The organism is Acinetobacter sp. CY05 (assembly GCF_059515805.1).
The window spans coordinates 23,109-35,514 of record NZ_JCAKMW010000002.1 but is presented as its reverse complement, the minus strand read 5'-3'; the positions used below and the strand labels follow the sequence as shown (position 1 = coordinate 35,514).

12 protein-coding genes are annotated in these 12,406 nt (G+C 42.4%); 4 read left to right on the top strand and 8 right to left on the bottom strand.

All coding sequences use genetic code 11. The features are described 5' to 3' along the window. Positions 1 to 26: 26 nt before the first annotated feature. The 6 genes from hflD to AC5YCD_RS02555 form a co-directional block, all read right to left on the bottom strand. A complete protein-coding gene (gene hflD / locus AC5YCD_RS02580; RefSeq protein WP_496128563.1) occupies positions 27 to 764 on the bottom strand; it encodes a high frequency lysogenization protein HflD in 738 nt (245 codons plus the stop codon). A gap of 11 nt (positions 765 to 775) precedes the next feature. Next, positions 776 to 1,909 (bottom strand): tRNA 2-thiouridine(34) synthase MnmA, encoded by a 1,134-nt coding sequence (gene mnmA / locus AC5YCD_RS02575; RefSeq protein ID WP_496128562.1) that lies wholly within the window; start codon positions 1,907 to 1,909, stop codon positions 776 to 778. 4 nt (positions 1,910 to 1,913) lie between these two features. Then, the gene (locus tag AC5YCD_RS02570; protein WP_496128561.1) at positions 1,914 to 2,399 is read right to left on the bottom strand and encodes an NUDIX hydrolase; all 486 of its coding nucleotides are present in this window, start codon (positions 2,397 to 2,399) and stop codon (positions 1,914 to 1,916) included. A 284-nt stretch (positions 2,400 to 2,683) separates the two neighbouring features. Next, positions 2,684 to 3,223 carry a gamma carbonic anhydrase family protein gene (locus tag AC5YCD_RS02565; protein ID WP_496128560.1) on the bottom strand — a complete coding sequence of 180 codons (540 nt, stop codon included), beginning with the start codon at positions 3,221 to 3,223 and terminating at the stop codon, positions 2,684 to 2,686. 72 nt (positions 3,224 to 3,295) lie between these two features. Next, positions 3,296 to 4,444, bottom strand: coding sequence for a D-alanyl-D-alanine carboxypeptidase PBP5/6 (dacC, locus tag AC5YCD_RS02560; RefSeq protein ID WP_496128559.1), 1,149 nt, complete (start codon positions 4,442 to 4,444; stop codon positions 3,296 to 3,298). A gap of 117 nt (positions 4,445 to 4,561) precedes the next feature. Then, complete coding sequence (locus AC5YCD_RS02555) at positions 4,562 to 4,930, bottom strand: MCR_0457 family protein (protein WP_496128558.1); 369 nt, start codon at positions 4,928 to 4,930, stop codon at positions 4,562 to 4,564. Between the two features lie 263 nt (positions 4,931 to 5,193). Here AC5YCD_RS02555 and surE point away from each other — a divergent pair, with 263 nt between their 5' ends. From surE to AC5YCD_RS02540, 3 genes are all read left to right on the top strand, one after another. Continuing rightward, positions 5,194 to 5,967: a 5'/3'-nucleotidase SurE gene (gene surE / locus AC5YCD_RS02550; RefSeq protein ID WP_496128557.1), complete on the top strand. Its 774-nt coding sequence runs from the start codon at positions 5,194 to 5,196 to the stop codon at positions 5,965 to 5,967. Between the two features lie 108 nt (positions 5,968 to 6,075). After that, positions 6,076 to 6,900, top strand: coding sequence for a peptidoglycan DD-metalloendopeptidase family protein (locus tag AC5YCD_RS02545; RefSeq protein ID WP_496128556.1), 825 nt, complete (start codon positions 6,076 to 6,078; stop codon positions 6,898 to 6,900). 100 nt (positions 6,901 to 7,000) lie between these two features. After that, complete coding sequence (locus AC5YCD_RS02540) at positions 7,001 to 7,930, top strand: LysR family transcriptional regulator (protein ID WP_496128555.1); 930 nt, start codon at positions 7,001 to 7,003, stop codon at positions 7,928 to 7,930. Positions 7,931 to 7,988: 58 nt separating this feature from the next. Here AC5YCD_RS02540 and AC5YCD_RS02535 read toward each other — a convergent pair whose 3' ends face one another. Then, the gene (locus tag AC5YCD_RS02535) at positions 7,989 to 9,200 is read right to left on the bottom strand and encodes an aspartate aminotransferase family protein (protein WP_496128554.1); all 1,212 of its coding nucleotides are present in this window, start codon (positions 9,198 to 9,200) and stop codon (positions 7,989 to 7,991) included. 195 nt (positions 9,201 to 9,395) lie between these two features. Here AC5YCD_RS02535 and grxD point away from each other — a divergent pair, with 195 nt between their 5' ends. Then, positions 9,396 to 9,737 (top strand): Grx4 family monothiol glutaredoxin, encoded by a 342-nt coding sequence (gene grxD, locus AC5YCD_RS02530; RefSeq protein ID WP_496128553.1) that lies wholly within the window; start codon positions 9,396 to 9,398, stop codon positions 9,735 to 9,737. Between the two features lie 47 nt (positions 9,738 to 9,784). Here the strand turns inward: grxD and AC5YCD_RS02525 are convergent, their stop codons facing one another. Beyond that, entirely contained in the window at positions 9,785 to 12,379 is a 2,595-nt protein-coding gene (locus AC5YCD_RS02525; protein WP_496128552.1) for a Lon protease family protein, read from the bottom strand. Positions 12,380 to 12,406 lie beyond the last annotated feature (27 nt).

Genomic DNA, 12,406 nt, shown 5'->3' with positions numbered 1-12,406 from the left:
AAACGTAAAAAATTCTGACATAAACATCACGTCGCCACCTGATATTGTAGGCGGGCGAGATCTTGAATATCGCGTACAAGCTTGCGCTTGCCAAAGAACACAAAATCCCATGAGCTGCCACCTAATTCGCGCCATAAATGTGCCATTTGTAAACCGGTAAATAATGAGGCACGAATACGGTTGGTATGTGCTGCATCTTTAAAGGCTTCGGCATTACCGCGCACCATAATGCGTGGATTAATGGAGCCTGCGGTTTCGACATAGGTTTGGGCAAGATTGGCAATAATGCTGGGATGGGAATAATTATGATCAAAGAAGGACAGCTGTTTTAATATTTTTTGCTGAGACTGGGCAATGGTGTGAACAAATTCAGGGTTGGCGTAGACTTTCTTCTCTAAATGCAACAAGGCCATTGCATAGCTCATTGGCAATTTAGTGTTGGCCAATTTAGGGAGTCTAGATTTAGGTGCGCTGCTAAAAGGTTGAGTTAAACAATTTTCAAAAGATTTCAGTCCCAAGGAGACATCGGCCAATTGATGAAAAAAATCTAAGGTCTGTTGGCTATTGCCTTGGCTTGGTCGAATATTGAGGCTGGCTTTAATTAACTGTTCGAAATAAAACAAACCACTTTCGCCCATACTCTGTCGACCGCCTAAGGCGGTCATATGTGTCAGCTGCGTGGCTTGAAATACCCCCGCCAAAGCCAAGGCACGATTTTGCCGTGGCGTTAACGTGGTCGACTGCTGAAAAGGAAAGCCAGCCATCTCAATATCCTTTATACAAATGCAGGCGTTGGTGCATTGGTGTGGTGAATCACACCACCCCCTAAGCATTCTTCACCTAAGTAAAATACCACGCTTTGTCCTGGGGTTACGGCACGTTGAGGTTCATCAAATTCAACCCGTACGCCCTCGGCAAAGTTTTCATCCTTAAATACCGTGCAATCTTGGTCAGGTTGACGATAACGGGTTTTGGCCGTGCAACGTAAACCCGTAGCAGGGATGTCTTGTTCGCCTGCCACCCAATCAATCGCTTGTGACCATAACATGGTGCTTTGCATCAGTGGATGCTCATGACCTTGACCCACCACTAAACGATTACCCGGAATATCTTTATATAAAACAAACCAAGCACCTTCAGCTGCACCTTTCAAGCCGCCAATACCAATACCACCACGTTGACCTAAGGTGTAGTACATCAAGCCGTGATGTTCGCCAATTTCAGTACCGTCTTCTAAGACAATTTTACCCGGCTGTGCAGGGAGATATTGTTGTAAGAAGTCATTAAAACGACGTTCACCAATAAAGCAAATACCGGTTGAATCTTTTTTCTTGGCAGTGACTAAATCGAGTTCTTCAGCGATTTTGCGCACTTGTGGCTTTTCAATTTCCCCCACAGGAAACAAAGTCTTATTAATTTCACGACCATGTACCGCATGTAAGAAATAGGTTTGATCTTTGTTTTGATCGACACCACGTAATAGCGGTGCATATTGTTCACCACGTGAATTGGTACGGGTTTCACCACGGCGGCAATAGTGACCTGTGGCAATAAAGTCTGCGCCTAAGTGAATAGCATGATCTAAAAAGGCACGGAATTTAATTTCTTTATTACATAAAATATCGGGATTTGGGGTGCGACCTGCGGCATATTCTGCTAGGAAATGCTCAAAGACACGATCCCAATATTCCATAGCAAAATTGGCTGTATGTAATTTAATCCCAATTTTGTCGCAAACGGCTTGTGCGTCGGCAAGATCGTCCATGGCCGTGCAATATTCCGTACCATCATCTTCTTCCCAGTTCTTCATGAACAAGCCTTCAACTTGATAACCTTGTTGAAGTAGAAGGGCAGCAGACACAGAGGAGTCTACACCACCAGACATACCGACGATGACACGTTGTTGCATAGGATTAGGCATCCAAATTTGAAATTAAGGGAGAGTTTTGGTGCTCATAAAGGAGCGATAAAGGATACGACTTGCCGGCTTTTGCATCTTGTACAGCTTTAATCACCAATGGACTACGGGCACGTGCAGTCTCTTGGAGTTCATCTAAGCTCATCCATACTGCACCAACAATGCCTGTATCGAGTTTGGCATCAGGAAAATGCTCAAGCACTTTGCCTAAAAAGCAAAAGCGATAATAGGTACGATCAGGGAACAGCGGTGGGGTATAGGTGTAGATGCCAAGCAGTGATTCAATACTCACGCGATAGCCAGTTTCTTCCAAGGTTTCACGAATAGCGGCGTCCATAATGGTTTCGCCTGCTTCAACGTGGCCTGCGGGTTGGTTAAATACGGTATGTGTCACGCCTTCTGTATGTTCTTCAACAAACAGGAACTTTCCGTCTTGTTCAACAACGGTGGCAACAGTCACATGCGCAGTCCAAGCAGTCATCGCAAAGCACCATGGAATAAAAGCCATATTCTACGCAATTTCTCATAGCTTGGCTATGCTCAGACAAGATTTGTTGTCTAGATGGGTAAATTTTAACGTAAAAAGTTAAAAATAAGTTGCTGTTAAATATTAACTAAATTAAATAAATATATTTTTAATCTATAAAAACAGCAGTCTAATGTTGCTTTTTCTCAACTATGCTGAGCATCTAGAGGTTGCTAAAAGGTTGATAAACTCAGATTTGCTGGCAAAACTGAGCCCTATAGGCCCAGCTTTTAGGTGATTTAAGCTTGTTCGATATAATGGCGTGATACCTTGACATAATTTTGTGCCGAATATGGTAAAAAATTACGTTCTTTTTCAGTTAAAGCGCGTACTTGTTTGACTGGACTACCTACATACAAATAACCGCTTTCGAGTCGTTTACCCGGTGGTACTAAGGAGCCTGCGCCAATCATCACATCATCTTCAATGATCACGTCATCTAACACCACTGTATTAATGCCAATTAAAACCCGATTGCCAATTGTGCAGCCATGTAAAGTCACATGATGACCAATCGTGACATCCTCACCAATAATCAGGGGGGAACCTTCAGGTTTATCTGCTTTTTTATGGCTGACGTGCAGCATCGCATGGTCTTGAACATTGGAATTTTTGCCAATTCGAATATGATTGACATCACCACGGATACAGGCAAATGGCCACACAGAAACATTCTCAGCCAATTCGACATCTCCAATCACAACAGACATGGCATCGATGTAACAGCTTGGAGCAAGCACAGGCTGAGTATTTAAATAAGGATGTATATTTTTAGACATATTTTTCTCACGATTATTTTAAGGCTAAAAAAAGCACGCTCGAAAGCATGCTTTTTAAAAGATATTAATCAATTAAAACAAGTTGCTAAAGAACTGTTTAATGTGATCTAACATACGTGCAAAGAAGCCTGCTTCTTCAACGTCTTTTAATGCCACAAGTGGCTTTTCTGCAATGACTTTGCCATCTAAAGAGGCAACGTATTTACCGACTACTTGACCTTTGGTTAAAGGTGCTGTGAGTTTAGGTTGGACCACAAGCTGAGTTTTAATCGCATTGGCCTGACCTTTAGGCATGGTAACGTTAAAGTTTTCAGCTAAACCAATTTCAGCTTCAGCACTCTTACCATACCAAACTTTAGCTTTGGCTAAGACTTGGTTGGCAGGTTGTACTTTGACGGTTTCAAAGTTGGCATAGCCCCATGCCAATAAGTTACGGGTTTGTGAGGCACGTTCCTGCATGGTCGGTGCACCAAAAATCACTGAAATTAAACGCATTGGGCCACGTTTAGCTGAGGTGGTTAAGCAGTAACCTGCTTCTTCGGTATGACCAGTTTTTAAACCATCCACACTTGGGTCAGTATAAAGTAGGGCGTTACGGTTACCTTGTTTGATCCCATTAAAGCTAAACTCTTTTTCTGAATAAATTGGATAGTATTTCGAGCTGTCATGGATAATATGTTGCGCAAGCGTCGCCATATCTTTGGCAGTCGAATAATGTCCATCTGCTGGCATACCAGTTGAGTTTACAAACTGGGTATTGCTCATACCGATACGTTTGGCTTCTTCATTCATCATATGAACGAAGGTGCCTTCATTACCAGCAATATGTTCTGCCATGGCTTTTGATGCGTCATTACCCGATTGCACAATAATGCCGCGCAGCATTTCCAAAACTGTTGCTGTACCGTTTAAAGGCACATACATACACGATTCTGTACTGCTACCACGGCACCAAGCCGATTCATTCATACGAACTTTTTCGTCTTCCGTGAGTTCGCCTTTTAATAACTTTTGTTCAATGATGAAGCTGGTCATCATTTTGGTCATTGATGCTGGTGCTAATTTTTCATTTTCATTTTTTGAAGCAAGGATTTGACCTGTTTCATAGTCCATCAAAACATAAGATTTGTTATTGAGTTCTGGTGGTGCTGATAACACAGTTGCTGCATAAGAAAAACTAGGCAAGAGCAAGAATGCAGCAAGGGCACTTTTACGGGTCATTCTAGATGGTTCCAATATCTTGAGGTAAGCACAATGAGCCTAGCATTCTAGGACAAAGTTCTAACAACTGCTATGGGGGAAGAGCCCTGATTCTCAAGATATTGTAAGCATTTTGTGTTATTTGTGATAAGTCGTCAGTTCTTGACAGATTTCGCGGTTTTTCACAGTGCCCGCTTGTTTGGCATCTTGTTGGGCTTCGAGCAAAATCGGTGCAGATTGCGTTTGTTGAGCAAAATGTTTTAAGGCGACTAGGGGTTGCTTAAGCTCAGGTAAATAGGACTGCACAAAGTTTTGATAGCCTTGCTCAAAGGCCGAGGGATTATCGACCAAGTTTGGGCAGATTTCAGATAATACAAAGAGGGCAGCTAATTCTTCTTCAGTGACATACTGGGTTGGAGTAACTTCGTGATTAGTGTCTTGAGCAATGGCCACAGGACTAGATACAGCAAAAACAGCGGTTAAACACAGCGCCAAATAACGCACCATCATTCTCCTTAATACATTTAAATACAGTGAGCTGAAATAGCAGACAAAAAACATGCTTGTTTTTTGTGCTTTTTAGCTTAAATTTTGCGAAAAAGTAAATATAACTTGCCAATAAAATGTGCAAAAGACAGCAAAAACCAGATAAAGGTCAGTAAAATACTAAAAAATATAAACACCTTGCTTTAAGCTAATGGCAAAGTACTTAAAACTGCGCGATATTTAGAATAAGCCTGTAAGAGTGTATTGATTTTAAGGATAACAACATGAACATTTTGATTGCCAATGATGATGGGGTTTTTGCACCGGGTATTATAGCCTTGGCACAAGCACTTAAACCATTGGGGCGCGTGGTGGTGGTCGCACCTGAAGCGGAGCGTAGTGGTTTTTCTTCAGCGCTGACTTTAGATCGTCCTTTACGTCCTGTAGAAATTTCTCCAGATGTATGGGCGGTCAATGGTACACCTGCGGACTGTGTCTACTTATCAATGAACGGGTTATTTGATTTTGAATTTGATTTGGTGGTCAGTGGTATTAATAGTGGTGCTAACTTAGGCGATGACGTTTTGTACTCAGGCACAGTTGGTGCAGCGTTTGAAGGGCGTTTAATGAAGCAGCCAGCCATCGCCGTGTCGCTCGCGGGTGCTAATGTACGCAGTTATTTAAAGCCTGAAGATTATCAGCAGGCTGCACAGTGGGTGCATGATTTTATTGCTCAAGGCGTGCCTGAATTACCGCCACGGCATATTTTTAATATTAATATTCCAGATGTGGCTGTACTTAAAGGGCAAAAGATCACCTATCAAGGCCGTAAACATTTATCGAAACCGATCACCAGTCAAGTGGACCCGCGCGGTCGGCAAGTGTTTTGGATTGGATTATCAGGCGAAGCAGTTACGGAAGCCAAAGCTGAACTGGGTGAAATTGGTTCAGATTTTGCGGCTATTCAAAATGGCTATGTCAGCATTACCCCAATTCAAATGGATGCGACCAATTACACAGTTTTGCCGGATTTATATCAACAATTTGGTTCACATTGAACTTGAATGTTATAACTTTGTGATAAAAAGCCGTGGCAACAGCGATAGCGTAATTTTTTTGCTAGTCTTAGCCACAATCAAAAATAGATGTTGTGGAGAGTTTTATTTATGTCAGTCCTTCAATCTCGCATGCTTACAAAGCCAAACGCCTTAGTTAAACAGGTGTTGTTATCCACAGCGCTGGTTTCGGTGGCAGTATTGACAGGATGTGCATCTAAACCACAAATTAATAACACAGCACGTTATGCAGTGGCACCAGATTTTTATACGGTACGTTCAGGCGATACTTTAAGTGGTATTGCTGGGCGTTATGGCTTAAGTTATGAAAGTATTGCCGCTATGAACGATATTGCAGCACCTTATAAGATTTATGTGGGGCAATCGATTCGTTTAAAAAATACAGGTGCTAAACGCACCACCACCACCCAAGCGGTGGCACAAGCAGCGCCAATTCAGCGTCAAAGTATTGCACTGCCAAGTCAAACGACCACAACAGTACAGACCCAACCCAAGCCACAGCCAACCGCGCCCGTGACACCGGCGGTCTCTACTAATAGTAACACAGGTCTAAAATGGGTCCGTCCAAGCGCAGGTGCAGTACTACATACTTTTGATTTAGATAAAAATGTTAAAGGGGTTCGTTTTGCTGGGCAAATGGGTGATGCTGTATTGGCCGCTGCCGATGGTCAGGTGATGTATGCTGCTGATGGTTTACCTGAGTATGGGCAACTGATTTTAATTAAACATATTAATGGTTATATCAGTGCGTATGCACATAACAGCAAGTTATTGGTACAAAGTGGACAAAATGTAACAGCTGGTCAAAAAATTGCAGAAATGGGCAGTAGCGGGACAACGCAAACCATGTTGGAATTTCAAGTTCGTTTAGATGGAAAACCAATTAATCCGAGTAATGTTTTACCAATTAATTAAATTTATCGAATACAAATAAATAATTTCACCGTATAATACAATGAGTTGCTTTTATTAAATTTATTTTGTTAAAAGCACTCATAAGTTCAGAGGGAAATTTATGTTAGATCAACTTCGAGCAATGGGAGTATTTGCTTGTGTAGTTGAGAAAAGCTCATTTAGTGGTGCTGCGCGTGAACTTGGAATCACAACCAGTGCTGTGAGCCAGCAAATTCGTTCGTTAGAACACGAGATGGAAGTGACATTACTACATCGTTCGACGCGTAAATTGAGTTTGACTGAGGCGGGACAGGCCTTTTTCCATAGCTGCCAAGAAATGCTTGCTGCTGCAGAGCGGGGTAAAATCCGTATTAATGAATTACGTGACGATTTAGTTGGGGAATTACGTCTTTCAGCCACACCAGAATTAGCAGCGCAGCATATTATTCCTGCACTGTCACACTGGATGTCAGCCCATCGTGGTTTAGCAGTACATGTAGAAGCAGAACATCAAGTAGCTGATTTAATTGAAAGCCGCATTGATATTGCCATACGTGTGGCAACACAAATAGATGAAAGCCATGTGGTGGCAGAACCTTTACTTCGGGTCGAGCAAATTTTAGTGGCTGCACCGAGCTATTTAAATCAGAATAGTCCTGTGTCACGTCCAGAAGATTTACTGCAACATGATTTATTGCCTGTGAGTCTACTTAAAGCTCAACCAGAGCTGAAGTTTAGCCATGCAGTTACAGGTGAACAGCTTGAGCTGAATATGCGTGCACGTTTAACCAGTAATAGCAGTTCAGTGGCCAAAGCGTTGTGTTTACAAGGCCATGGCATTGCCCGTGTTTGTTATTTAGATGTACAAAAAGATTTAATGAGCGGTGCTTTAGTTGAAGTTCTACCTGAATGGAAACTACCGGTTTTTAATTTATATGCAGTCACATTAAAACGCGAACAACAACCAATGAAAATTCATCGTTGTCTAGATGCTTTAAAACAATATTTTTGCCAAATGCCTGGGGGCAGAATTTACCAAGAAGCCTGTTAATTTCTAATTGAGCTTCACAAAAAAAAGCCGCAAATTGCGGCTTTTTGTGCATTTTAGCTTAAGCTAAAAAGTTTTTAATCATCAGTACTAAGCGTTCGATTAATTGATCCGCTTGGTCTTGGTCAATATTTAAAGTAGGTAATAAACGCACCACGTTGCCAGAAGTGACGTTAATAATGGTGTGATGTTCATCACGCGCAATATCAACCAGCTCACCACAAGCTTTTGGTAGTTCAATCCCAATCATTAAGCCAAAGCCACGCACTGTTACATTTTGATCTGCTAGCTTTTCACGTAGTTGACTAACAATATAAGCACCTTTTTCAGCTGCATTGGCCACTAAATCGTCTTTTTCAATCGTATCAATGACTGTGTATACCACACGTGAACCGAGCGCACTACCGCTATAGGTTGAACCATGATTACCAGCAGTCAGCACCCCGACACCACGACCTTGAGTCATTACCGCACCAATCGGGAAACCGTTACCTAAGCCTTTGGCTGTAGTTAACACATCAGGCACAATATTGGTATGTTGGTAAGCAAAGTATTGACCGGTACGGCCGTTACCCGTTTGGACTTCGTCTAGCATCATTAACCAATTGTGTTGGTTGCAAATGCGACGGATATCTTCTAAGTAGCTAAAGCCTTGTGGTGCAGTATTGACACCGCCTTCACCTTGAATCGGTTCCACTAAAATGGCCACGATGTCAGGATGATTGATGGCTGCTTCTTCAATGGCTTCCACATCACCAAACGGCACACGAATAAAACCTTCAACCAATGGGCCAAAGCCATCTTGTACTTTTTTATTGCCTGTCGCTGATAGCGTTGCCATGGTACGACCATGGAAAGAGTGATCGGCAACAATGATTTTCGGGTGGCTAATGCCTTGCAGATGGCCAAATTTACGCGCAATTTTAATCGCACCTTCATTAGATTCTGCACCACTGTTGGAGAAGAACACTTCTTCCATGCCAGCCACTTCTGCTAATTTTTGTGCCGCAGCAGTTTGCCAAGGCACTTCAAATAAGTTACTGGTGTGAATTAAAGTTGCAGCTTGTTCTGCAATGGCAGCAGTCACAGCAGGATGTGAGTGACCTAAACCACACACCGCAATCCCTGTTAAGGCATCTAAATATTCTGTACCATCTTCGGTATAAAGATAAGCACCTTGTCCTCGGACAAAGCTGATCTTTTGGCGGCCAAATACCGGCATTAAATGCGAGGGTTGATCAGTTTGTACCGGTGCAAGGGTGATATTATTCATGACGAACTCTTATCTGAGGAATAAAAAAAATTAGTCTGTATTTCGCAAAAGAAGCGTAAAATACACAGGATATATAAGCAAAAACTGTTTCGGATTGAAAGTCCAATTCGAAATAAAAATAGAAATATTGCTTTTGTCATATTGTTTTAGCTGGTTTTGGGTATAATGCAGCACAGATTAGTTGAGGATTTATCAATGACTGAACAAGTACGCGATACTGAAGCGTTAATTCGTGATCAAATTGCCAAACATGCAGTATTACTGTACATGAAAGGCACACCACAATTTCCACAATGTGGTTTCTCTGCACGCGCGGTTGAAGCACTCAGTCAAATTGGTCGTCCGTTTGCTTATGTAAACATTTTGGAAAACCAAGACATTCGTGCAACTTTACCGCAAATTGCCAACTGGCCAACTTTCCCACAATTGTGGATCAATGGTGAGCTAATTGGTGGTAGCGACATTATGTTAGATATGTTCCAAAAAGGTGAGTTACAATCTTTAGTTGAACAATATAGCCCAGCACCTGAAGCTTAAGCTTTTACTGCTGTGTGGTAAAAAAAAGCGCCCGTAGGCGCTTTTTTTTATGCTTCTGTTTCAGTGACTTGTTCAATCACTTCCTCAACTGCATTTTTGCTTTTTTTATCCTTATCCTTTTTCTTTTTTTTCTTCTTCTTTTTCTTCGGCTCTTCTTCAAATTCGGCGCCATCTTCTAAGGCTTGCCAGTATTCAAGTTGATTCATTACTGCAGCAAAAATCGAACCTTTGCTATAACGGCCTTTTTTATTTAAGTGACCTACAGGGCGCGCCATTAAAATTTCCAAAGCTTGGGCAATATTATCAATGGCATGAATATTGAATTGACCTAAATTGACCGCTTCAATCACATCTTTACGTAGCATTAAATGTTGCATATTTTGACGAGGAATAATCACGCCTTGTTTGCCAGTTAAGCCTTGTAATTTACACGCATCAAAGAAACCTTCGATTTTAGCATTCACGCCACCAATGGGTTGCACTTGACCCAATTGGTTCATCGAACCTGTAATCGCCCATGATTGATCAATTGGAATTTGGCTAATCGCTGAAATGAGCGCCGAAAGCTCCGCCACAGTCGCGCTATCGCCATCGACCTGACCATAACTTTGTTCAAAGGCAAGGGCAGCAGAGAAATGCAGGATTTGCTCGCGGCCAAAATGCGCTTTTAAGAACGATGACATTAAGAGCACGCCTTTGGCATGTAAAGAGCCGCCCAATTCCACACTACGCTCAATATCTAAGATATCACCGCCACCTTGATACACCGATGCCGTTAAACGCGACGGTAAACCAAATTCTACATCCGCATAGTGAATCACTGACAAAGCGTTGATCTGACCTAAACGATGACCTTTGGTTTCAATCAGCTGCGTACCACGAGTTAAATCTTCCCAATACAATTCACGTAGATAGCCTAAGCGATACTGACGATGTTGTAAGGCCATATTAATATGTTGTTCGGTAACGATTTTGTCCTGCGACTTCTCTGCATGATGATGCGCTTCACGAATCAAATCACCCAAAGTTAAGGCATGCAATGACAGCGAGCTTTGATCTTCGGCTTGACGGCTAGAATCGGTCAGGAGGGCGGCAAGAGCAGAGCGGTCAAATGGCAGCAACTTATCGCTTTGTACATAATCGGCAATCAACTGCATATAGGCTTGTTCATTGCTTTCGTTACGTTGTAAGGTATCGGTAAAATCCGCACGAATTTTAAATACGCTACCAAGCTCAGGTTCAACTTCTAAAATTTGATAGTAAATTTCTGGTTCAGCCAACAGCACCACTTTAATGTTTAAGGGAATGGCCGCAGGTTCAATCGAGATACTGCCGGTTAGGGTCAGCATATGTTCGAGCGACGACAGTTTAAGCTGTCCTGACTTTAACGCACGTTTCAGACCTTGCCATGCATAAGGTTGCTCGAGCAGTTGTTCGGCTTCGAGCATTAAGAAACCGCCATTGGCACGGTGCAGTGCGCCTGAACGAATTAAGGTAAAGTCGGTGGTGATGGTACCGTGTTGAGTCAGTTGTTCAACATGACCCAATAAGTTGTAATGAGTTGGGAAATCCTCAAACACCACAGGCGCACCACTATTGGCTTTATGTGAAATCACCACATTGGCTTGGTAGCGTGCCGGTACGCGGCTAAAATTACTCGGGCGGAAATCATCTTCTTCTTGTTCTAAGATAATTTCTACATGAGCAATAATATCGTCAGCATAGTCTTTGAGATATTCTTTAAGACCTGCGACGTCCTTATATTTATTGGCTAAGGCGGTCATACGTGGCATAACCACTTGTTTAGCAATATCGCGGTTTAAGACTTGCACTTTGTCGCGCGCATGATCTTCTAAATCACCCAAATGTAAACCTAGACGATCAAGCTTTTTGTCCATATAGCGCATATTGGCCGCAATTTCATTTTGCTTGTCGTGACTTAAGGTGTCTAAATCTTCTTGAGTCAGTTCAATCAGCTTTTGATCTTTGTATTGTACTGGCACGAAGCAATGTTCATCATCGCGTGAGACCAGTTTTAAATCTAACTCTGCGCCTTCTTTGGTCAACTCTAGCAAAGCCTGTTGTTGCTCCAAGCCTGTTTGCTGACGAATCACTTCAATATGGTTGTGATAAGTTTCGGTACTAAAACGACGCTCGAGCTGTTTTAAAATGGTTTGCCAACATTGATGTAATTGCGCCTGAAATTTAGCTGCTTGACCTGCGGGTAATTCAAGGGCGATGGGTTGACGAGGTTGTTTAAAGTTATTCACGTAGACCCAATCGCTTGGGGTTGGCATGTCTTTGGCATGTTGCTCCAGTAAACGCTTGACCATGGTGCGTTTACCTAATCCTGCCGTGCCGACAGCAAAAATGTTATAGCCTGAATACGGTAGCGCGATGCCAGCCTCTACCGACGCACGGGCACGATCTTGGCCCAAAAAGTTATTGAGTGGCTTAATGCGTTTGGTTGAAGCCGGGATTTTGGCATAGTTAGGGATATGCGTGAGTTGACTAGAACGTAAACGAGTTTTTTCTAGAGTGTTTTGAATATCGTTTTGATCGAAAGCAGACACAAATTCTGCATGAGAGGGTTGTAATTGTTGCTCGCTTGGGGCGTTATTTTGCTCAAGTTTTTCGGTCACTGTATAGAATCCAAAACATAAATAAAA